The organism is Saccharopolyspora sp. NPDC049357 (genome assembly GCF_040677225.1).
GTDB lineage: Bacteria > Actinomycetota > Actinomycetes > Mycobacteriales > Pseudonocardiaceae > Saccharopolyspora.
The window spans coordinates 69,631-90,867 of the sequence record NZ_JBFAQJ010000014.1 but is presented as its reverse complement, the minus strand read 5'-3'; the positions used below and the strand labels follow the sequence as shown (position 1 = coordinate 90,867).

The following is a 21,237-nucleotide window of genomic DNA, read 5'->3' as shown; positions in this document are numbered from 1 at the left end:
GGAACACCTGCGGCGTGGCGGGAGTTGAGCAGATCGTGTTGCCGCTATCCGTGCTCGACCCGCTCCTCTCCCGCTACGCCCAGTGGCTCGCGCTACCGGGTGAGGCCACCGCCGACACCTCGGACGAGGATCCCGATGACGTCGTGCTGATGCCGATGGTGCTGCGCATCGAGCGCCGCGAACCCCCGGCCCGCACGGCGCTGCTGGAGGCGGCCGCCGCGGCGGCGCTCGCCGTCTGCCTCGACGAGCGCTGCGCGCCGGAGGGGGAGTGGCACGAGGCGATGCACGGCTGGATCTCCGGCCGCATCCGCAAGGTCACCCGCCGCGCCCGGGGCGCGCACTGGGAGGCGGTGCAGGCGCTGCCCGGCATCACCGTCGAGGTCGGTGGCGCCGAGGTCCGCGCGCTGCTGCCGATGCGGGTCGCGGACATGCCCAAGGAACTCAGCCGCCTGCAGATCTCGGGCAGCGAACTCGAACCCGACGAACCGGGACCGGTCCGGGCCGGCGCCCCGGTCCTGTGGCTCAACCCCGACGTCCCCATGAGCGCGGGCAAATCCGCAGCTCAGGTCGGGCACGCCACGATGATCCTCGCAGCGCAGCTGCACGGCGAAGGACTCGACGCCGACCTGGAGTCCTGGGCGGCCGACGGCTACCCGTGCGCGGTCCGCCAGGCGTCCCCGGAAACCTGGGCGGACCTGCACCCCGGGGACGACCCCGAAACGGCCTGGCGCAAATCCCGAGTCGCCATGGTCAGAGACGCGGGCTTCACCGAAGTCGACCCCGGCACCGTCACCGTCCTCGCCCAGTGGCCGTTGGCTCGGGTGCAGCCCACCGTCGAACTTCCTCCAGGACAGCGGAGCATCGACCTCCTCGGTCGAGAAGACCGCTTCTGAGCAGAGCACGCTTGCAAGGCGCGCCCGCTTGGGGGATTCGAATTTCGCGCGAAGTTCGAGTGGCAAAGTTCGGATTCGAATTTCGCGCGAAATTCGAATCCCCACCTCGGAGCAGGAGGGTGCGGTCAGTCGTCGCCGAGGCCTCTGGCTGCGAGGGCTTCGCCGAGGTCGTCGGCGTGGCGGAGGGTTCTGACCAGGAAGGGGATGGCGAAGGCCGGGAGGGAGCGGTCGGCGCCCCTCGCTCGCTGGGCCTCGCGGACCTGGGTGGCGATCGTGGACAGGGCCGCGATGGCTTGGACCGTCAGACCGACCAGGAGCCCGACCCGTTCCGGGCGCACGCCGAACCGGGCGAACGGGCTCAGCGCTCGTTCCACCGAGGTGACCAGGTCGTCGACCCTGGTGACCAGCGTGAACAGGTTCGCCGCCGCGAGGCTGGCCAGCAGCCGGAGGCTGATCGTCTCGGCACGGGCGAGGTCGAGCATCCACCACTGGAGGGCGAAGACGATCGCGACCAGCGGGATCAGGAACCGGCCGATCTGCCAGACGCGGCGCAGCGGGATCCGCCCGACCGCGTAGCCGCCGACCGCCGCCAGCACGCACACCGCCAGCGAAGCCGGGGCGCTCAGGACGAACGTGACGATCGCGAAGACCAGCAGCGCCAGCAGCTTCCAGCCCGCGCCGAAGCGGTGGAGCGGGCTGGTCCCCGGCTCGTAGAGGCCCAGCGGGTTCACCCGATCAGCTCCCGGTAGAGGCCGACCGCCGTCTCCGGGACGTCGTCGGCGACGACCCGCCCCTGATCCAGGACGATGACGCGGTCGAAACCGGCGAGCAGGTCGAGGTCGTGGGTGACCAGCACGACCTGCTGCTCCAGCCCGGACAGCACCTCGGCGAAGTGCCGCTTGTTGCGCAGGTCCAGCAGGGTCGTGGGTTCGTCGCAGACCAGGACGTCCGGTTCCAGCACCAGCATCGAGCACAGCGCGAGCAGCTGCTTCTGCCCGCCGGAGAGCTGGTGCGCGGGATGCTCGGCGTAGCCCTCCAGCCCGTGCCGGGCCAGCATCTCGACCGCGCGCTGCTGCCGCTCCGCCTTGGACAGGCCCTGCTTGCGCAGCGAGAACGCGACGTCCTCACCGGCGGTGGGCATGACGATCTGGCTGTCGGGGTGGGTGAAGACGAACCCGACGCGGCGGCGGACCTCGCGGCCGTTGCGGGCCACGTCGAGCCCGTCGACGACCACCCGGCCCCGGCTCGGCCGGACCAGACCGTTGATCATCCGGGCGAGCGTGGACTTGCCGGAACCGTTGGCGCCGACGAAGGCCACCCGCCGCTCGGGCAGCCGCAGATCCACGTCGTCCAGCACCGCGCGCCCGTCGTAGCTGTGCCCGACGCCTTCGAACTCGATCAACCGACTCGCTCCCACATCGTCGCCACGCCCAGCCCGCCGCCGGAGGACAGCGCGGCCATGCCGATGCGCGGCCCGTCCTGCCGGACCATCCGGCTGAACAACCGGACCACCAGCACCGCGCCCGACGCGCCCCACGGGTGCCCGAGCGCGATCGCGCCGCCGTCCGGTCCGGCCAGCTCATCATCGAGGCCGGCCGCGTCCAGGCACGCGAGGGCCTGACCGGCGAACGCCTCGTTGAACTCGACGACTTCCGGAGTGCGCTGCTCGCACAGCGCGCGCATCGCGGGCACCGCGCCCAGCCCGAGCCGGTTCGGGTCCACGCCCGAGGTCTGCCACCCGATCAGCCGCAGTCCCGGCACCCCCAGTTTCGCGCGCTGCTCCTCACTGGTGACCAGCACCGCCGCGGCACCGTCGCTGATGCCGCAGGAGTTCGCGGCGGTCGCCGTCCCGTCGGGGGTGAAGGCCGGGCGGAACCGGGCCAGGCGCTCCGGGGTGAAGCCCCGGCGGGGGCGTTCGTCGCTGGTCGCGGAGCCGATCGGCACCAGCTCGGCGTCGAAGCGACCCGCGTCCTGTGCCGCGACGGCGCGCGCGTGGCTGCGGGCGGCGAAGGCGTCCTGGCGCTCCCGGCCGATGCCGGCTTCGGCGGCGACCAGGTCGGCGGCCGGTCCCATGTCGGGATCGCCGATGTCGGAGGGGGCGAACGGGGCGCGCTGGTAGAAGCGCGGCGGCTCGGTCGCGTTCCTCGGCCGCCACGCCCGCCACGGCGCCGTTGACGGGCTCTCCACGCCTCCTGCCAGGAAGAACTCGTCACCGGAGACCATCGAGGCGGCGGTGGTGATGGCCGAGAGCCCGCTGGCGCACTGGCGGTCGATCGTCATCCCCGGGGTCGCCTCGCCGAGTCCGGCGCGCAGCGCGGCCACCCGGGCGGGGTTGCCACCGGGCCCGAGGACGTTGCCCAGCAGCACGTCGTCCACGCGCTCGATCCCGGCGTCGTCGAGGACCGCGCGCAGCACCGGGGCTGCGAGACGGTCGGCCTCGACGTTGCGGAGAAGACCGCCCGCCTCGCCGATCGGGGATCGGCGGGCCGCGATGAGCACCGGGTTCACAGCCGCTCCCCGCTGCTCAGCCGGTCGGCGATCACCGCGCGGGCGGGCTTGCCGGACGCCGTGCGGGGCAGCGCGTCGACGGACAGCCAGCGGCGCGGGCGCTCGGCGGGGTGCAGCTTCCCGCGGGCGTGGGCGCGCAGGTCGGGGAGTCGCGCGTCGCCCTCGACGACCGCGGTGACCAGCGAGCCGAAGCGCGGATGAGGGGTGGCGGCGACGACCACGTCCAGCACGCCGTCGACCTCCCGGAGCACCGCCTCCACGGCCTCGATCGCGACCAACCGGGCACCGGTGTCGATCACCGCACCGGCGCGGCCCAGGATCTCCAGCGCGCCGTCGGGATGCTGAACGGCCTGGTCACCGGTCCAATCGCTGGACGCGGGGACGAGCTCGCCGCGTTCCAGGTAGCCGTCGAAGGCGAGGTCGGAGCGGACCAGCAGGCGTCCGTCGAGGACCGCGACGTCGACCACCGGCATCAGCCGCTCGTCGTGGCGCACCGCGATCAGCGACATCTCGGCCGAACCGTAGTACTCGACCAGGCGGCAGCCCGGCACCGCTTCCGCCAGGCGCTCCTGCAACGCGGGATCGACCTTCGAGCCACCGCACACCACCAGCCGCAGCGCGCACTGCGACCGCAGCTGCGGGTCGTGCTCCAGCACGGCCAGCAGCGCCGACAGCTGGGCCGGGACCAGGTGGACCACCGTCGCGTCGCGCGCTGCTTCGGCGGCGGCCGACGCCGACCAGCGGCCCAGGAGCCGCAGGTCAGCGCCGCCGTTGAGAGCGTGCAGGGCGCCGAAGAGGAACAGCGACGAGCTCAGCGGACCGGGGATCAGCACCCGGTCGGCGGGTTCCAGCGGCAGGCCGAGGGCGGCGAAGCTGCGCAGCCACGAGCCGCGCGACCGCGCCAGCACCTTCGGCCGTCCCGTGCTCCCCGAGGTCGTGGGCAGGTAGAACCACGTCGACTCGTCGCCCACCGGCACCTCGGTGCCCAGGTCCTCGCCCAGGGGCGCGTCGGCGTCGAGGAACACCTCCGGGCGGGCGTCGTCCAGCACCGCGTCGAGGTCCGGCCAGTCCGGGTCGACCAGCAGGGACGCGCATCCGGCCAGGTCAGCGCCCAGGAAGTGGATCAGCCTGGCGGTCTCGTCCGATCCGGAGATGGCCACCCGCGAGCCCGGCGGCAGCCGTCGGGCGACCCGGTGCGCGGCCGAGGCCAGCTCCGGCCCGGTCAGGTCACCGACGCGCGAAGCGGGTTCGCGCCCGAGGATCGGCAGCACGTCAGCTCTCGGCCGGCCGCCGCGCCGCACCTGCCAGCGCCTGCGGGACGGCCCGGTGCACGGCCACCGCCACCAGCGACACCGCCACCAGCTTCACCGCGTCGCCGGGCAGGAACACCAGCGACTGCACCGCCGCCGACGGCAGATCACCGATCATCAGGCCCCAGTAGGGGATGCCGATCAGGTAATCGGCGGCCACGCCCGCGAGGTTCGCCAGCAGCAGCACCGGCAGCCCCGGCTTCGCCGCGCGCTGCACGATCAGGCCCACGACCAGCGCGGACAGGATCCAGCCCAGCAGGAACCCGCCGCTCGGGCCCAGGAACGGGGCGATGCCGCCGCGCCCGCCGGACAGCAGCGGCAGACCGATCGCGGTCAGCGCCGCGAACAGCAGCACCGACGCGGTTCCGCGCCGGGCGCCGAGGATGCTGCCCGCGAGCAGCGGTCCGGCGTTCTGCAGGACGACCGGCACCGCGGCACCGGCGAGGTAGAAGCCGGGGAAGATCCCGAGCACGGCGATGAAGGCGGCGAACACCACGGTGCGCGCGAGGTTCGCGGCCGGCGAGGACGGGCGTTCGGACACGGCAACGCTCCCAAGGGTCGAGGGGACCGGATGAACCTACCCGCAGTCGAGCGCGCGGCGTGAGCGACTGTGGGCAGCACAACCCGCTCGGTCAGCCCGCGGTGAGGCGCTTGAGCGCGCCCCGGACCACGTCGGGGTCGTGGGTGGTCCAGAACGGCGGGAGCGACGCCCGGAGGAAACCGCCGTAGCGGGCGGTGGCCAGGCGCGGGTCCAGGACCGCGATCACGCCCCGGTCGTTCGGCGACCGCAGCAGCCGACCGGCGCCTTGGGCCAGCAGCAGCGCCGCGTGCGTCCCGGCGACGGTGAGGAATCCGTTGCCGCCGTGCTCGGAGATCCGCTGCTGGCGTGCCGAGGCCAGCGGGTCGTCGGGCCGGGGGAACGGGATCCGGTCCATGATCACCAGTTGCAGCGAGTCGCCCGGCACGTCCACGCCCTGCCACAGCGACAGGGTTCCGAACAGCGAGGTCTCCGGGTCCTCGGCGAAGCGCTTGACCAGCAGCGCCGTGGTGTCGTCGCCCTGGCACAGCACCGGCGTCGACAGCCGCTTGCGCAGCTCCTCACCCGCCTGCTCGGCGGCGCGGCGGGACGAGAACAGGCCCAGCGTGCGGCCTCCCGCGGCCTGCACGAGCTCGGTGATCTCGTCGAGGACCTGCGGCGGGAGCCCGTCGCGGCCGGGCGGGGGCAGGTGGCGGGCGATGTAGAGGATGCCGCTGCGCTGGTGCTCGAACGGCGACCCGACGTCCATCCCGGTCCACTTCAGCGTCCCGCCGTCCGAGGGGGCCTCCTTCGCGGTGGCCATCCCCGCCGCGGACTCGACCTGCTGCTGCGGGGGCAGGCCCCACTGGCGGGCCAGCGTGTCGAACGATCCGCCCAGCGACAGCGTCGCCGAGGTCAGCACCGTCGTGCGCTGGCCGAACAGCCGGTCGCGCAGCAGGCCGCCGACGCCGATCGGCGCCACCCGCACGGCCTTGGGCCGGTTCGGCTCGTTGGAGACCCACACGACGTCGTGCTGCTGGGCCTCGTCGAAGGCCTCCAGCAGCCGGACCGCGGTGTCGTGCACGTCCTCGGTGAGCGCGTGCGCGAGCTTGCGGGCGGTGCTTCCCTCGACGTCCTCCTTGCGCTCCGGGCCCAGCGCCGAGATGCAGGCCCACGCGGAGTCGCGGACCACGGTCACCGCGCGGCCGAGGGCTTCCGGGAGCTCCTCCAACCGGCCCGGCGAGGAGTCTTCGAGGACGAGTTCCAGACCTTCGGCGGCCTCGTCGAGGCGGTCGGCGGTCTCCTCGTCGATGGCCCGGCCGCAGCGCCGCGCGGCCAGCTTCACCGCGCTCGCGGTGAGTTCGCCGGTGGCGGCTGAGGTGACCCGGTCCACCAGGTCGTGGGCCTCGTCGACCAGCACGACGTCGTGCTCGGGCAGCACCGGGCGGTCGTCGAGGGCGTCGATGGCCAGCAGCGCGTGGTTGGTGACCACGATGTCCGCGCGACCGGCCGTGGCGCGGGCGCGCTCGGCGAAGCAGTCGGTGCCGACCGGGCAGCGGTGCACACCCAGGCATTCCTTCGCGGTGACCGACAGCTGCCGCCACGCCTGATCGGTCACGCCGGGAACCAGCTCGTCGCGGTCACCGGTCTCGGTCTCGGTCGACCACTCCTGCACCCGCTGCACCTGGCGTTCCAGCGCGGAGGCGGCGAAGGCGTCGAACAGCGCGTCCTCGTCCGGCTCCGACGGCGCGTTGCCGTGGATGCGGTTCAGGCACAGGTAGTTGCGGCGTCCCTTGAGGATCGCGAACGTCGGCTTGCGGCCCAGGGTTTCGGCCAGCGCGTCGGACAGCCGCGGCAGGTCGCGGTCCACCAGCTGCCGTTGCAGCGCGATCGTCGCGGTCGACACGACCACGGTGGTGCCGTCGGCAACGGCGTGCCGGATCGCCGGGACCAGGTAGGCCAGCGACTTGCCGGTGCCGGTCCCCGCCTGCACGGCGAGGTGCTCACCGGTGGTGATCGTGTGCTCCACGGCCTCGGCCATCTGCGCCTGGCCCTCGCGCGGCACGCCGCCGACGGCCTCGACGGCGACCTTCATCAGGGTCGCGAGGTCGGGGATGTCCTCGCGGGCTCTGCCCAGCGGCAGCGAGGGCTCTTCGGAGTCGGCCCGGTTCGCGCGCTCCAGGTCGGCGACCAGCTCCGGTGGGAGCTCGTCGGCGTCATCGGATTCGAACGCGACCGGGTCGGACCATCGCGGGACAGAGGTGGGCACCCGGGAAATCTACCGCCGACCCCCGACGCTACGAGTCAGGAGACCACCACGGGTTCTCCCAGGAGGGTGGCACCGGCTTCGTCGAGGTCGTTGAGGGCCTGCTCGACGGTCGCGCGCGACACGCCGGCGGTGAGTTGGAGGTGAACGGTGGTGTCCAGGCCCGCCTTCAGCGCGTCGAGCGCGGTGGCGCGGACGCAGTGGTCGGTGGCGATGCCGACGACGTCGACCTCGTGCACGTTCCGCTCCCGCAGCCAGGTCAGCAGGTCCATGTCGGTGCGGTCCACGCCCTCGAAACCGGAGTAGCCGTCGCTGTACTGGCCCTTGGAGAACACCGCGGTCACCGGGCTGACGTCCAGTTCGGGGTGGAACGCGGCGCCCGCCGTGCCCGCCACGCAGTGCTTCGGCCAGGAGCTCACGAAATCAGGTTCGTCGCTGAAATGCGTTCCCGGGTCGACGTGGTAGTCGCGGGTGGCCACGACGTGCTCGTGCTCGGAGTCGGCCAGGAACTCCGAGATCGCGGCCGCGACCCCGGCACCCCCGGCGACCGCGAGCGCTCCGCCCTCGCAGAAGTCGTTCTGCACGTCCACGATGATCAACGCCCTGCTCATCGCGCCTCCCCTCGTGCGGATTCGATGCCCGATTCTTTCGTAATGTCAGGCTCCGAGGAAGGTCGTGGGGATGGCCGGTTCGCCGTGGGACAGCTTCAGGCCCTCCCACGGCAAGGTCACCAGGGCACGGCGCAGCCGCTCGCGGTCCTGCTCCAGCGTCGGCAGGTCGTCGACGAGCTTGCCGTCGCGGATCAGCGGGATCTGCAGGTGGCGGTCGTGCGGTCCGAGCGCCGGCTCGACCTCGACGCGGTGGACGACCTCCTCAACGGCCGTGCCGGTCTCCTTGTAGCGGCGGATCGCGGCCTTGCGGCCACCGCGCGACTCCTTGTGCGAGCTGCGCTTGGCGACCGGGCGGCCGTCGACCTCCACCAGCTTGTAGACCATCTCCGCCGTGGGCGCCCCCGAGCCGGTGACCAGCGATGTTCCGACGCCGTAGCCGTCCACGGGCTCCGCGCGAAGCGAGGCGATGGCGTACTCGTCGAGGTCGCCGGAGACCACGACCCGGGTGTTGGTGGCACCGAGGCGGTCGAGCTGCTCGCGCGCCTGGCGGGCCAGCACGCCCACGTCACCGGAGTCGATGCGCACCGCCCCAAGCCCGGTCCCGGCCGTCCGCACGGCCAGGTCGATGCCCCGGCTGATGTCGTAGGTGTCGACCAGCAGCGTGGTGCCGGTGCCCAGCGCCGCGATCTGCGACTCGAACGCGGACTGCTCCGAGTCGTGCAGCAGCGTGAAGGCGTGCGCGGCCGTGCCCGCGGTGGGGATGCCGTAGCGGCGCCCTGCCTCCAGGTTGGAGGTGGCGGTGAACCCGGCCAGGTAGGCGATGCGCGCCGCCGAGACAGCCGATTCCTCGTGCGTGCGGCGCGAGCCCATCTCGATGATCCGCCGTCCGTTGGCGGCCGAGACCATGCGCGCGGCAGCGGCGGCGATGGCGCTGTCGTGGTTGAGGATCGACAGCACCACGGTTTCCAGCACGACGGCCTCGGCGAAGGTGCCGCGCACCGTCAGCAGCGGCGAGCCGGGGAAGAACAGCTCGCCCTCCGGGTAACCGTCGATCTGCCCGCTGAACCGGTAGTCGCGCAGCCACTCCAAGGTGAGGTCGTCGACCACGTCGTGCTCGGCGAGCTGGGCGATCTCGGCTTCGCCGAACCGGAAGTTCTGCACCGCGTCGAGCACTCGGCCGATACCGCCGGTCACGCCGTAGCGGCGCCCGTTGGGCAGCCGCCGGGTGAACACCTCGAACGTGCACTCGCGGTGCGCGGTCCCGTCACGCAGAGCGCTGGCCAACATCGTCAACTCGTAGTGGTCGGTCAGCAGCGCGGTGCTAGAGCTCATGAGCACGAGATTACGTGGTGCGTGTGGGGGATCCGAGCGGCGTGCGCGAGCAGTGGCGGCGGTGACTCAGGTTCCGCTGCGCAGGAGGACCACGACCAGAGCTGTTGTCGAGATTTGTTCGTGCGGTGGGCACGGGTGTTATGGGGTCGTGCGACGATGGGGGCATGACCTCGCCCGCTGAAATCGAGCGCGCGCAACTCGAGCAGGACGCCGAAGGCACGACGGACAAGCCGTGGGTGACCGTGGTCTGGAACGACCCGGTCAACCTCATGTCCTATGTGACCTACGTGCTCCAGAAGATCTTCGGGTATTCCCGGGATCACGCTACGAAGTTGATGCTGGACGTGCACCACAAGGGCAAGGCGGTGGTTTCCTCGGGTTCCAAGGAGAAGGTCGAGGGCGATGTGGCGAAGCTGCATTCCGCCGGCTTGTGGGCGACGATGCAGAAGGATTCGTGAGTGGACGGCTGGACCCCCAAGAACGGTCACGTGCAGGCCGAGCTCTCCCAGCAGGAGGCGGCCGTCATCCGCGGGCTGGTCGGGCAGATCAAGGACATGCTCACCGCCCGCGCCGACGAGGCCCCCAAGGATGAGCTCGCCGAGCTGACCGGTATCCGCACCGGACCGTCCACGCCTCCGGAGGATCGGGTGGTCGCGCGGTTGCTGCCGGACTTCTACCGGCGCGACCCGGTCACCGGGGACACCGACGAGGAGGAGACCGACGCCGCCGGCGCGATGCGTTCGCTGCACGAACCGGCGTTGCTGGAGGCCAAGACCGGCGCGGCGCAGCTCGTCCTGGAGACCTGCCCGCCGATGGGCGGCAAGGTCAAGCTGACCAGCGAGCAGGCCGACAACTGGCTGACCGCCCTCAACGACGTCCGCCTGGCGCTGGGCACGGCGCTGGACGTCGAGGACGACATGCCCGAGGAACTCCCCGAGGACGACCTCCGCCGCGAGCACCTCGGCGTCTACCAGTGGCTCACCTGGGTCCAGGACTCCCTCGTGGGGGCGCTGCTCGGCTGAGGCCGCGGGCTTTCGGCGCGGAAGCCTCACCAGCGGGCGGTTTTGGTCCGAACCGCCCGGGATTGATGCCGGTCTGCCGGGTCGATTCAGACCAAAACCGCCATGGGGAACCGACGTGCTAGCCGTGCAGGTCGCGGTAGGTGGCCGTGGCGCCGGGGTGGAGGGGGACCTCGCCGGTTCCGATGAGGTTGCGGACGTCCAGGAACTGGGTCCCGACGGTTTCGCGCGGCACCAGGAACGGAGCCCGGCGCACCAGCACCCGGACCACCGCCGCCGCGAGGTCATCGGGCAGGTTCGGGGTGCAGGCGAGGATGTTCGGGACGCCGATGGTGGCCGTCCCCGAGGTGTTCCGGTACGCGCCCGGCGGCACCTGGAGCTGGTCGCAGACGGGGGTGCAGCGGGCGGCCGCCGCGTTCAGCGGGAGCAGGCGGATCCCGATCCGGTCGTCGAGGGTCTTCAGCAGCGGAGTCGGAAGTCCGCCCGACCACAGGAAAGCCTCGATGCGGCCCTGCTCCAGCGACGTGACCGCCTCCAGCAGCGGGAGCATCTCGGTGCGCAGTTCGGGCCGGTCGGCGAACAGGCGCGCCCCCATCAGCGCGGTGCCGGACCTCGGAGCGCCGATGGACACCGAACGCAGCTCGGAGAGGTCGCGCACCGGGGAGTCGGCGGGCACCACGAGCTGCGTGTAGTTCTCGTAGACCCGGCCGACGGCCTGCAGCGGGACCTGCGGTCCGAGCTCCCCGGCGAGGGCGGCGTGCGCGGCGTCCGCCAGCACCATGCCCAGGTCGGCGCGGCCGTCGCGCAGCATCTCCAGGTTGTCCACGCTGCCCTGGCTGGGCAGCACCACCGGGTGCACGTCGGGTTCCGCGGCCGCGATCTCGGCGCCGAGCAGCCTGCCGAAAGCCGTGTAAAAACCGCCGGGTTCACCCGAGGCGATGCGCAGCTCGCGCACCGGCTCGGTGCGTCCGCACGCGGTCAGCAGGCCCAGTCCGAGGAACGCGCGCCGTCGCATCACCGCACCTCCGGCAGGTCGAGGTGCACGGTCAGCCCGTGCGGTCGCGTGCGCCCGATGCGAAGTTCGCCGCCGTGCGCGGCGAGCAGCTGCCCGGCGATGGCCAGCCCGAGCCCGCTGCCCCGGCTGCCGCGGTGGTGATCGGCCCGCCAGAAGCGTTGCGGCGCAAGAGAGATCTCGTCATCCGACAACCCGGGTCCGGTGTCGGCGACGGTGAGCGCGCGCCCGTCCCAGCTCACCTCGACCGAGGCGCCGGGCGCGTACTTCACCGCGTTGTCGAGCAGGACGTCCAGCACCTGCGCCAAGTCCTCAGTGGACAGAACCACCCGCGCGGGTATCGCCTCGGGTGCGGTCAGCGAGATCCCGGCGTCCTCGGCCGCGGAGCGCCACGCCCGCACGCGGTCGGCGATCGCCGCCGCCACGTCCCCCGGCTCGCCGGACGCCGGTGCCTGGTCGGCGTTGGCCAGCGCCAGCAACCGGTCCAGCAGCGCTTCCAGCCGATCGACCTCGCCGACGGTGGAGCGGTAGGTCCCCTCGCCGTCGGGGGTGATGCGCCGCTCCAGCGCGTCGACCCGCAGCCGCAGCGCCGCCATCGGGTTGCGCAGCTGGTGCGAGGCGTCGGCGACCAGGCGCCGCTGCCGCTCGTCGGCCTCGGCCACCGCCTCCGACATGCGGTTGAACGACGCGGCGAGCTCCCGCAGCTCAGGCGGGCCCGCATCGACCGGGACGCGGGAACGCCGGGACCCCGCGCTGATCGCCCGGACCCCGGCGCCCAGGTCGGCCAGCGGCCGCAGCACCCAGCGCGCCAGCACCAGCGCGAGCAGCCCGCACACCACCAGCGCGGTCAACGCGCCCGATGCGATCAGCGCCCAGTGCGCGGCGATGTCGGCGGTGGCCCGCCGCACGGAGGCCTCCAGCACGACCGCACCGGTCACCCGCGTCCCGTCGCCGACCGGGCGGTAGCGGACCAGCTGCTCCCGCGACCACGGGCGCAGCCACTGCACCGCCCCGGCGGGCTCGTTGCGCAGGGCCTTGTCGATCGGCCCGGCCACGTCGGCGGCGCGCACCCCGCCGGTCTCCACCACGGGTGCGCGGGCGGCGTCGACCACGACCAGGGGCTCTCCGTAGAGATCGGTGTAGCGGCGGGCCTCGGCGCGCAGCACCGCGGCGTCACCGGTGCCGAAGGCGTGATCGGCCAGCCCGGCGAAGCGGTCCAGGTCGGCGTTGCGGGCCAGCACCAGCTGCTGGGTGCGTTCGGCGGCGGTGGCGCGCAGCAGCGGCGCCGCGAAGCCGGCCACCGCCAGCACCGAGAACGTCAGCAGCACCAGCAGCAGCCGCTTACGCATCGTCGCCCAGCCGGTAGCCGAAGCCGCGGATGGTCACCAGCAGTTCCGGGCGGTCGAGCTTGGCGCGCAGCTGCGCGATGTGCACGTCCAGCGACCGCGAGACCGCCAGGTAGGCGTCGCCCCACACCTCGTCCATCAGCCGCTGCCTGCTCACCGCCGTGCCGGCTTCGGCAGCCAGGATCGCCAGGACGTCGAACTCCTTGGGCGTGAGCTCCACCTCGGATCCGGCGACCTGCACCCGCCGGGTTCGGAGGTCGATCCGCACGTCGGCGACCTCGACCTGCTCGGAACCGGGGGAGGGGCGCCTGCCGCGCCGGACGACGGCCTCGATGCGGGCCAGCAGCTCGGCCATCCGAACGGGTTTGACCAGGTAGTCGTCGGCGCCGGAGCGCAGGCCGCGCACGACCATCCGCTCCTCGCCGCGCGCGGTGAGCACCACGACCGGCACCGGGCCGATGCGCCGGAGCTTGCGCAGCACCTCCAGGCCGTCGGTGTCCGGCAGGCCGAGGTCGAGCAGCACCAGGTCGTGGTCCCGGTGCCGCAGCAGGGCATCCGAACCGCGGCTGACGCGCGTCGTCCGGTGTCCGTGGGAGTCGAGGACGTCGACGAGCGCGTCAGCCACGCCGTCGTCGTCCTCGACGAGCAGAACCCGCACCGGCCACACCTCCGAGGGCAGAGTATGGCCGGTGCCGGTCATCAGCTCCCCATCCGGGAATCCTTCGAGGTCTCCCGCATCCGCAGGTAGACCAGCAGGGAGATCAGCACGCAGCCGGAGACGTAGTAGAAGAACACGCTCTCCATGCCCGCCTGCTTGAGCCACAGCGCCACGTACTCCGAGGTGCCGCCGAAGATCGCCACGGTCAGCGCGTAGGGCAGTCCGACGCCGAGGGCGCGGATGTTGGTCGGGAACAGCTCGGCCTTCACGATCGCGTTGATCGAGGTGTAGCCGGTGACGATGATCAGACCGCCCATCATCAGCAGGAACGCCGCGTAGGGGTTCTGCGTGCCGCCCAGCACGGTCATCAGCGGAACGGTCAGCAGCGTGCCGGTGACGCCGAAGAACATCAGCAGCTTGCGACGGCCGATCCGGTCCGACAGCGCACCCGCCAGCGGCTGCAGGACGCCGAACGCCAGCAGGGCGAAGAAGTTGATCCACGCGGCCGTGGGCTTGTCGATTCCTCCCGTGTTGACCATGTATTTCTGCAGGTAGGTGGTGTAGGTGTAGAACGCCACCGTGCCGCCGAGGGTCAGGCCGACCACCAGCAGGCATTCCCTCGGGTACTGCAGCAGCGCCTTGACCGTGCCCTGCTCGGCGCCGGACTCCGACGAGGACTTGTAGCTCTCGGTCTCGTCCATGCCGCGCCGCAGCCACAGCACGACCAGCGCGCCGACGGCGCCGATGACGAACGGGATCCGCCAGCCCCAGGCGTCCATCTGGTCGCCGGTGAGCAGCTGCTGCAGGATGATCTGCACGCCCAGCGCGACCAGCTGACCGGACACCAGCGTCACGTACTGGAAGCTGGAGTAGAAACCGCGCTTGCCCTCGGTGGCGACCTCCGAGAGGTACGTCGCGGAGGTCGCGTACTCGCCGCCGACCGAGAGGCCCTGCAGCAGGCGAGCCGCCACCAGCAGGATCGGAGCGGCGAGGCCGATCGAGTCGAAACCCGGGGTCAGCGCGATGATCAGCGAGCCGAACGCCATCAGCGTGACCGACAGGGTCAGCGCCGCGCGCCTGCCGAAGCGGTCGGCGTAGCGGCCCAGCATCCACCCGCCCAGCGGGCGCATCAGGAACCCGACGGCGAACACCGCTGCGGTGTTGAGCAGCTGCGCGGTCGAGTCCCCCTTCGGGAAGAACGTCGCGGCGAAGTAGATGCTGAACGCCGTGTAGGCGTACCAGTCGTACCACTCGATGAGGTTTCCGATGGAACCTCGCACGACGTTGCCGATCACTCGGCGTTCGGAGCGAACCGCCACATCGCGGTTTGCAGTCGTCATCTCAGCCTCCAGGTCTTGCGAGCTGAGAAGTGACGATGAACAGGCGGAGACGGCAGGACAACGGTCGGCGCGCTTCCTTTACATCGAGCTAACGTGATCGACGGGAGGTGCGCGATGCCGTTGCAGCCGGGTGAACTGGACGCGCTGGTCGACGTGGAGGGCCTGCTGGTGGGCCATGACCAGCGGCTCGACGAGCACTGGGCGACCGGTGCGACCGCCGTGATCGCGCCCGGCGGTGCCACCGCCGCCGTCGACGTGCGCGGGGGAGGGCCGGGCACCCGCGAGACCGACGTGCTCGAACCCAGCCACCTCGTGCAGCGCGTGAACGGCGTGGTGCTGGCGGGCGGCAGCGCCTACGGGCTGGCCGCCGCCGACGGCGCGATGCGCTGGCTCGGCGAGCGCGGCCACGGCGTCCCCGTCGGCGGACCCGGTCAGGTCGTTCCGGTGGTGCCCGCGGCGGTGATCTTCGACGTGCCGATGAACGACTGGGGCAACCGGCCCGACGCCGACTTCGGCTACCGGGCCTGCGACAACGCCACCCGGACCGAGACCCGCCAGGGCAACGTCGGGGCCGGGACGGGAGCCGTGGTCGGGCCGGTCAAGGGCGGTGTGGGCACCGCCAGCGCCGTGCTGCCCGACGGCACCACCGTCGCCGCGCTGGTGGTGGTCAACGCCGCCGGATCGGCCATCGATCCCGACACCGGGCTGCCCTGGACGTCCACCCCGGGGCTCCGCGCACCCGATTCCCGCGAAGTGGAAGCCGCGCGGCCGCGTTACGAGGGGCGACCCGGCCGTAACGGACCAGTCGAGCGGCCGCTCAACACCACCCTCGGCGTCGTGGCCACCGATCTGAAGCTGAGCAAGTCCGAGTGCAGGCGCCTGGCAGTGGCCGGTCACGACGCGCTGGCACGCGCCGTCCGGCCCGCGCACCTGCTCGTCGACGGCGACACCGTGTTCGGCCTGGCCACGGGCACCGGTCACGCCCTCCCGGAGCCGGGGGAGCCGGGCTGGGCAGGACGATTGGACCAGCTCAGCGCGGTGGCCGCCGACGTCGTCGAACGCGCCATCGTCCGCGGGATGCTCGCGGCCGAGCCGGTCGGGGAGGTGACGTGCTACACGCGGCTCTACCCCTCCGCGCGGGAATGAATCATCGTGGAACGTCGTTTGCCGAAACGACGAACCCGCACCGGTTCGCCCGCGGTTTCCAGATGCTGGGAGGCCGGTGCCCCACCTACTAGGATGGTTGCTGTGCTGGTGATCCGACGCGACCTCGTGGATGCGATGGTCGCGCATGCCCGACGGGACCACCCGGATGAGGCGTGCGGCGTGATTGCCGGACCGGAAGGGTCCGACCGTCCGGAACGCTTGATCGAAATGATCAACGCCGAGCGTTCGCCCACCTTCTACCGGTTCGACTCCGCCGAGCAGTTGAAGGTGTGGCGGGGCATGGACGCCGCCGATGAAGAGCCGGTGGTCATCTACCACTCGCACACCTCTACCGAGGCCTACCCGTCGCGCACCGACGTCTCCTACGCCTCGGAGCCCAACGCGCACTACGTGCTCGTGTCCACGCGGGACCCGCAGACCCATGAGCTGCGCTCCTACCGCATCCTCGATGGCCAGGTCACCGAGGAGCCGGTGGAGGTCGTGGAGTCGTACATGTTCGCCCACACCGGTAGCGACGAGGTTCCCGACCGCGACTGATCCGCGGCTCGCCCGAAGACCGTTGTTCGCGTTCCCTATGTAGTCCTTTGTGGACAGGAGGATTCCCCATGGCAGTCAACGTTTCCATCCCCACCATCCTGCGGACCCACACCGACGGGCAGAAGTCCGTGGAGGCCAAGGGCGACAACCTCGCCGCGGTGATCGACGACCTCGACGCCAACTACAACGGCCTCAAGGACCGCCTGGTCAAGGAGGGGAACCTGCACCGGTTCGTCAACGTCTACGTCAACGACGAAGACGTCCGCTTCGCCGGTGGGCTGGAAGCCCAGGTCACCGACGGCGACAACGTCACCATCCTGCCGGCCGTCGCCGGCGGCATGAGCTGACGCGGGAGGACCCCGTGGCTCGATTCGACTCGCTGCTCGACGCGCTGGGTGAAACCCCGCTCGTCGGGCTGCCGCACCTCTCGCCCGCGCCCGACGTGCGGCTGTGGGCGAAGCTGGAGGACCGCAACCCGACCGGTTCGATCAAGGACCGGGCGGCGTTGAACATGATCGAGGCCGCCGAGAAGGAAGGCCGGCTCACCGTCGGCTGCACCATCCTCGAACCCACCTCGGGCAACACCGGCATCTCGCTGGCCATGGCCGCCAAGCTCAAGGGCTACGGCCTGGTCTGCGTCATGCCCGAGAACACCTCCGAGGAACGGCGCCAGCTGCTGCAGGCATACGGTGCGCGGATCATCTCCTCGCCCGCGGCCGGCGGGTCGAACCAGGCCGTGGCGATGGCCAAGGAACTGGCCGAGCAGAACCCCGACTGGGTCATGCTCTACCAGTACGGCAACGCCGCCAACGCCGACGCCCACTACAAGGGCACCGGGCCCGAGATCCTGCGGGACCTGCCGAGCATCACCCACTTCGTGGCCGGCCTCGGCACCACCGGGACCCTCGTGGGCGTGGGCCGGTACCTGCACGAGCACAAGCCCGGCGTTCAGGTCGTGGCAGCCGAGCCCCGGTACGGCGAGCTCGTCTACGGGCTGCGGAACCTCGACGAGGGTTTCGTGCCGGAGCTCTACGATCCCGACGTGCTCACGCGGCGGTTCTCCGTCGGGTCCTACGACGCCCTGCGCCGGACCCGCCAGATGCTGGAGAGCGAAGGCATCTTCGCCGGGATCTCCACCGGCGCGGTCCTGCACGCGGCCCTGACGATCGCCGAGAAGGCGGCCGCGGCCGGGGAGTCCGCGGACATCGCCTTCGTCGTCGCCGACGCCGGCTGGAAGTACCTCTCCACCGGCGCCTACAGCGGCACCATCGACGAAGCAGCCCAACGCCTCGAAGGCCAACTCTGGGCGTAACCACCACCGAAGAACCCCGCCTCCCCAAAGGAGGCGGGGTTTTTCGCACCCGGCCCACCGCAACCCGGAATACCGCCGTAATCCGGGTCAGGACCGGGTCGGCCTGGGGTGGGGGTCAGCCTGTGAAGGCGAAGGCTCGCAGGCCTTCCGCGGTCGTGCGGAGGGTGAGGACCGTGCCGTCCGTGCTGGTGGGGGACGGGAGGTCCTCGCGGGCCGTGGTGATGTAGAGGTCGTGGAGGTCCTGGCCGCCGAAGCAGAGGTTGGTGGGGCGCTGCGCCGGGAGCGGGATCGTCTCCGCGAGCTCGCCGGTGGGGGTGTAGCGGTGGAGCTCGCCCTTGTCGCGGACCGCCGTCCAGAGGGAGCCGTCGGTGGCCACCGCCAGGCCGGAAGGCTGGCCGCCAACCTCGCAGAGGGTGCGCCGGTTGCCCATCAGGCCCGCGTTGACGTCGAAGTCGAGGACCTCGATGCGGCTGGTGCCCGCGTCGGCGACGTAGAAGCGGGAGTCGTCCGGGCTGGTGGCCAGCCCGAACCCGGCCCTGAGGTCCTTGATGATCACACCCGCCGAGCCGTCCGGGTTCACCCGCGCCAGCCAGCCCTCGCCGGACTCGTCCTCGCGCATCGTCGTGGCCCACAGCCGACCTTTGCGGTCGACCATCGTGGCGCCGGCCTGCACGCCCTCGCGGGCCCAGTAGACCAGCCAGGTGCGCTGCTCGCCGTGGGCGTCGAACAGCGCGATGCCCTCCTGCAGGTGCAGCACCAGGCCGCCTCGGCTGCGGGGCTTCGCGCCGCCGGTCCGCTGCTGCAACGTCATCGTCGCGTTCGCGTGGCCTGGGCGGTAGCGGTGCACCGCGCCCGCCCGCGGATCCGTCCACAGCAGGGTTTCGGTGCCTACGTCCCAGGTCGGCGCCTGTCCGGAACGCGCCGTCGCCTGAACTGCGATGTCGACCTGGGCGTGCACACTTCACCTTTCGACCACCGGACGCAACGGGGCCGAACCTTACCGCGAAGATCATCCGATGGGGCCAGATGGCGGAAACCCCGATGATCCGAAACCCACTCGATGCTCAATCGCGGCGCGGTCGGAATCAGGGTCGATCCCGATCCCCGGGGTCATTCCTGGCGCTACGCTCGAAGGCGTGACACGCCCGATGGAACGCCCACGTCCGCGAGTGCTGCCCGCGAATCCGCTGCGGGCCGCGTTCGGCATGCTCGTCTGCATCGCGGTGCTGTTCGGCATCGAGTTCTACGACGCGGCGACCCCGGCGCCCACTCCGGCGATGGACCTCGACGCCAACGGCATCCTCCCGCGCACCGTCGACGGTCTCGACGGCATCCTCTGGGCGCCGATGCTGCACTTCGGCTGGCAGCACCTCATCAGCAACTCGCTGCCGCTGTTCGTGCTCGGCTGGCTGCTGCTCGCGGGCGGGATCCGCCAGTTCATCGGCGTCACCGCCATGGTGTGGATCGTCGCCGGCCTCGGGACGTGGCTGATCGGAGCTTCCGGCTACCACGTCGGCGCCTCCGGCGTGATCTTCGGCTGGATGGTGTTCCTGCTGCTGCGCGGATTCGCCCAGCGCAGCATCGCCCAGATCCTGGTCGCCGTGGTGCTGTTCTTCTACTGGGGCGGCATGCTCTGGGGCGTGCTGCCCGGCCAGCCCGGCATCTCCTGGGAAGGCCACCTCTTCGGCGCGGTCGGTGGGGCGATGGCCACGTGGCTGGTGGCGCGCAGCACTAGGCGGCGGGTTTCGGGCGCGGAGCCTGGCACACTGGCCGGGTGACCAACGCTCCGATCGGGATCTTCGATTCCGGCGTAGGCGGGCTGACCGTGAGCCGAGCGATCATGGACCAGCTGCCCGGTGAGACCGTCCACTACGTCGGTGACACCGCCAACGCCCCCTACGGGCCGATGCCGCTGGCCGAGATCCGCTCCCGCACCTTGGCGATCACCGACGCGATGGTCGACGAGGGCGTGAAGATGCTGGTCATCGCCTGCAACACCGCTTCATCGGCCTGCCTGCGCGACGCCCGCGAGCGCTACTCCATCCCCGTGGTGGAGGTCGTGCTGCCGGCGGTTCGCAGGGCCGTGGCCACCACGCGCAACCGGCGCGTCGGCGTCATCGGCACCGACGCCACCATCCGCTCCCGGGCCTACGACGACGCCTTCACCGCGGCGCCGGACATCGAGCTGACCACTGCGGCCTGCCCGCGGTTCGCCGACTTCGTCGAGCGCGGCATCACCAGCGGGCGGCAGGTGCTGGGGCTCGCGCAGAACTACCTCGACCCGTTGCAGCAGGCCGGCGTCGACACCCTCGTGCTGGGGTGCACGCACTACCCGCTGCTGACCGGTGTGCTGCAACTCGCGATGGGCGAGCAGGTGACGCTGGTGTCCAGCGCGGAGGAGACCGCCAAGGACGTCGTCAGGGTGCTCACCGAGCAGGACCGCCTCGCCGAACCGGACAACCTGCCCGAGCACGAGTTCCGGGTCACCGGCGAACCCGAGCGCTTCGCCCGATTGGCCCGCCGCTTTCTCGGTCCGGCTCCCTCGGCCGATGCCGTACTGCCGCTTCGCGTGTCAGGCTCTGTCGCATGAAGCTGACGGTCCTCGGCTGCGCCGGGAGCATTCCCGGGCCAGATTCGCCCGCCTCCGGATACCTCCTGGAATCCGGTGACACCCGCATCGCGCTGGATCTGGGCAACGGCACGCTCGGCGCGATGCAGCGCTTCATCGACCCGTTCGACCTCGACGCGCTGTTCTTCAGCCACCTGCACCCCGACCACTGCGCCGACTTCGGCGCGCTGACGGTCTACCGGCGCTACCGGCCCCACCCGCCGTACGACCCGCGCGCCCGGCGGCTGCCGGTGTTCGGCCCGGACAACGCCCCGGAGCGGCTGGCCGCGCTGTACGCGCCCACGGCCGCTGAGCTCGCCGAGACCGACCTGTCCGACGTCTTCGACTTCCGCCCGGTCGGCACCGAGCCGGTGACCGTCGGGCCGTTCACCATCCGCGCGGTCGAGGTCGCGCACCTGTGCCCGACCTGGGGATTCCGCGTCGAGGCGGAGGGCCGGGTGCTCGCCTACACCGGCGACACCGGGCCGTGCGGCCAGCTCGACGAGCTGGCGGCCGGTGCCCACGTGCTGCTCGCGGAGGCGTCCTGGGAGCACCACGAGGACGCTCCGGTGAACGTCCACCTCTCCGGCCGCCAGGCCGCCGAGGTCGCCAAGACCGCGGCCGCCGAGCGGTTGCTGATCACCCACCTGGTGCCCTGGACCGACCACAGCGCCATCCACGCCGAGGCCCGAGCCACCTTCGACGGCCCCACCCAGCTCGTCCAGGCGGGCGCCACCTACGAGGTGTGAGGGCATTCCAATTTCGCGCGAAATTCGAGTGCGAGATTCCGGACTCGAATTT

The 21,237-nt window shown here is 71.6% G+C and carries 23 protein-coding genes; 10 read left to right on the top strand and 13 right to left on the bottom strand.

Translation table 11 applies throughout. The annotated features are described in order from the left end of the window. The first annotated feature begins 35 nt into the window (after window positions 1-35). A complete protein-coding gene (locus AB0J91_RS14680) occupies window positions 36-893 on the top strand; it encodes an aminoacyl-tRNA hydrolase (RefSeq protein WP_363868348.1) in 858 nt (285 codons plus the stop codon). Window positions 894-1,018: 125 nt separating this feature from the next. Here AB0J91_RS14680 and AB0J91_RS14675 read toward each other — a convergent pair whose 3' ends face one another. The 8 genes from AB0J91_RS14675 to AB0J91_RS14640 all read right to left on the bottom strand — a co-directional run bounded on the left by AB0J91_RS14675 (window position 1,019) and on the right by AB0J91_RS14640 (window position 9,437). Further along, the gene (locus AB0J91_RS14675) at window positions 1,019-1,624 is read right to left on the bottom strand and encodes an energy-coupling factor transporter transmembrane protein EcfT (RefSeq protein WP_363868345.1); all 606 of its coding nucleotides are present in this window, start codon (window positions 1,622-1,624) and stop codon (window positions 1,019-1,021) included. Further along, window positions 1,621-2,295 carry an ABC transporter ATP-binding protein gene (locus tag AB0J91_RS14670; protein ID WP_363868342.1) on the bottom strand — a complete coding sequence of 225 codons (675 nt, stop codon included), beginning with the start codon at window positions 2,293-2,295 and terminating at the stop codon, window positions 1,621-1,623. The genes AB0J91_RS14675 and AB0J91_RS14670 overlap by 4 nt, the downstream gene beginning before the upstream one ends. Next, on the bottom strand, window positions 2,292-3,401 hold the full coding sequence (locus AB0J91_RS14665) for a thiolase family protein (protein WP_363868339.1): 1,110 nt from the start codon (window positions 3,399-3,401) through the stop codon (window positions 2,292-2,294). The genes AB0J91_RS14670 and AB0J91_RS14665 overlap by 4 nt, the downstream gene beginning before the upstream one ends. Beyond that, a complete protein-coding gene (locus AB0J91_RS14660; protein WP_363868336.1) occupies window positions 3,398-4,672 on the bottom strand; it encodes an AMP-binding protein in 1,275 nt (424 codons plus the stop codon). Before AB0J91_RS14660 ends, AB0J91_RS14665 begins: the two co-directional genes overlap by 4 nt. A gap of 1 nt (window position 4,673) precedes the next feature. Further along, window positions 4,674-5,252: a biotin transporter BioY gene (locus AB0J91_RS14655; protein WP_363789680.1), complete on the bottom strand. Its 579-nt coding sequence runs from the start codon at window positions 5,250-5,252 to the stop codon at window positions 4,674-4,676. 91 nt (window positions 5,253-5,343) lie between these two features. Then, window positions 5,344-7,323 (bottom strand): ATP-dependent DNA helicase, encoded by a 1,980-nt coding sequence (locus tag AB0J91_RS14650; protein ID WP_363789758.1) that lies wholly within the window; start codon window positions 7,321-7,323, stop codon window positions 5,344-5,346. Between the two features lie 209 nt (window positions 7,324-7,532). Beyond that, window positions 7,533-8,105, bottom strand: a complete 573-nt coding sequence (locus AB0J91_RS14645; RefSeq protein ID WP_363868333.1) for an isochorismatase family protein — start codon at window positions 8,103-8,105, stop codon at window positions 7,533-7,535. Window positions 8,106-8,150: 45 nt separating this feature from the next. Beyond that, window positions 8,151-9,437 (bottom strand): nicotinate phosphoribosyltransferase, encoded by a 1,287-nt coding sequence (locus tag AB0J91_RS14640; protein WP_363868330.1) that lies wholly within the window; start codon window positions 9,435-9,437, stop codon window positions 8,151-8,153. Between the two features lie 164 nt (window positions 9,438-9,601). On the opposite strand from AB0J91_RS14640, the gene clpS reads away from it, so the two are divergent. Next, window positions 9,602-9,895: an ATP-dependent Clp protease adapter ClpS gene (gene clpS / locus AB0J91_RS14635; protein WP_132625503.1), complete on the top strand. Its 294-nt coding sequence runs from the start codon at window positions 9,602-9,604 to the stop codon at window positions 9,893-9,895. Continuing rightward, window positions 9,896-10,459 (top strand): DUF2017 domain-containing protein, encoded by a 564-nt coding sequence (locus AB0J91_RS14630; RefSeq protein WP_363868327.1) that lies wholly within the window; start codon window positions 9,896-9,898, stop codon window positions 10,457-10,459. A 118-nt stretch (window positions 10,460-10,577) separates the two neighbouring features. On the opposite strand, the gene AB0J91_RS14625 is transcribed toward AB0J91_RS14630, so the two are convergent. The 4 genes from AB0J91_RS14625 to AB0J91_RS14610 are packed head-to-tail and all read right to left on the bottom strand — an operon-like array spanning window position 10,578 to window position 14,812. After that, window positions 10,578-11,471 (bottom strand): TAXI family TRAP transporter solute-binding subunit, encoded by an 894-nt coding sequence (locus tag AB0J91_RS14625; RefSeq protein ID WP_363868324.1) that lies wholly within the window; start codon window positions 11,469-11,471, stop codon window positions 10,578-10,580. Next, complete coding sequence (locus tag AB0J91_RS14620; protein WP_363868321.1) at window positions 11,471-12,817, bottom strand: HAMP domain-containing sensor histidine kinase; 1,347 nt, start codon at window positions 12,815-12,817, stop codon at window positions 11,471-11,473. Before AB0J91_RS14620 ends, AB0J91_RS14625 begins: the two co-directional genes overlap by 1 nt. Continuing rightward, window positions 12,810-13,472, bottom strand: a complete 663-nt coding sequence (locus tag AB0J91_RS14615; protein WP_363868318.1) for a response regulator transcription factor — start codon at window positions 13,470-13,472, stop codon at window positions 12,810-12,812. Before AB0J91_RS14615 ends, AB0J91_RS14620 begins: the two co-directional genes overlap by 8 nt. A 41-nt stretch (window positions 13,473-13,513) precedes the next feature. Further along, on the bottom strand, window positions 13,514-14,812 hold the full coding sequence (locus AB0J91_RS14610) for an MFS transporter (protein WP_363868315.1): 1,299 nt from the start codon (window positions 14,810-14,812) through the stop codon (window positions 13,514-13,516). Between the two features lie 114 nt (window positions 14,813-14,926). On the opposite strand from AB0J91_RS14610, the gene AB0J91_RS14605 reads away from it, so the two are divergent. The 4 genes from AB0J91_RS14605 to AB0J91_RS14590 all read left to right on the top strand — a co-directional run bounded on the left by AB0J91_RS14605 (window position 14,927) and on the right by AB0J91_RS14590 (window position 17,828). Then, window positions 14,927-15,958, top strand: a complete 1,032-nt coding sequence (locus tag AB0J91_RS14605) for a P1 family peptidase (RefSeq protein ID WP_363868312.1) — start codon at window positions 14,927-14,929, stop codon at window positions 15,956-15,958. A gap of 102 nt (window positions 15,959-16,060) precedes the next feature. Further along, window positions 16,061-16,516 (top strand): M67 family metallopeptidase, encoded by a 456-nt coding sequence (locus tag AB0J91_RS14600; RefSeq protein ID WP_132679350.1) that lies wholly within the window; start codon window positions 16,061-16,063, stop codon window positions 16,514-16,516. A 68-nt stretch (window positions 16,517-16,584) separates the two neighbouring features. Further along, complete coding sequence (locus AB0J91_RS14595) at window positions 16,585-16,863, top strand: MoaD family protein (RefSeq protein WP_363789690.1); 279 nt, start codon at window positions 16,585-16,587, stop codon at window positions 16,861-16,863. A gap of 14 nt (window positions 16,864-16,877) precedes the next feature. Continuing rightward, a complete protein-coding gene (locus AB0J91_RS14590) occupies window positions 16,878-17,828 on the top strand; it encodes a cysteine synthase (protein ID WP_363868309.1) in 951 nt (316 codons plus the stop codon). A gap of 115 nt (window positions 17,829-17,943) precedes the next feature. On the opposite strand, the gene AB0J91_RS14585 is transcribed toward AB0J91_RS14590, so the two are convergent. Continuing rightward, window positions 17,944-18,786, bottom strand: a complete 843-nt coding sequence (locus AB0J91_RS14585) for an SMP-30/gluconolactonase/LRE family protein (protein WP_363868306.1) — start codon at window positions 18,784-18,786, stop codon at window positions 17,944-17,946. 178 nt (window positions 18,787-18,964) lie between these two features. Between AB0J91_RS14585 and AB0J91_RS14580 the strand changes: the two genes are divergently transcribed. From AB0J91_RS14580 to AB0J91_RS14570, 3 genes are read left to right on the top strand one after another with little or no spacing between them, the layout of a single operon-like run. After that, a complete protein-coding gene (locus AB0J91_RS14580; RefSeq protein WP_363868303.1) occupies window positions 18,965-19,606 on the top strand; it encodes a rhomboid family intramembrane serine protease in 642 nt (213 codons plus the stop codon). Next, window positions 19,603-20,418: a glutamate racemase gene (gene murI / locus AB0J91_RS14575; protein WP_210971966.1), complete on the top strand. Its 816-nt coding sequence runs from the start codon at window positions 19,603-19,605 to the stop codon at window positions 20,416-20,418. The genes AB0J91_RS14580 and murI overlap by 4 nt, the downstream gene beginning before the upstream one ends. Further along, window positions 20,415-21,185: an MBL fold metallo-hydrolase gene (locus AB0J91_RS14570; protein WP_363868300.1), complete on the top strand. Its 771-nt coding sequence runs from the start codon at window positions 20,415-20,417 to the stop codon at window positions 21,183-21,185. Before murI ends, AB0J91_RS14570 begins: the two co-directional genes overlap by 4 nt. Window positions 21,186-21,237 lie beyond the last annotated feature (52 nt).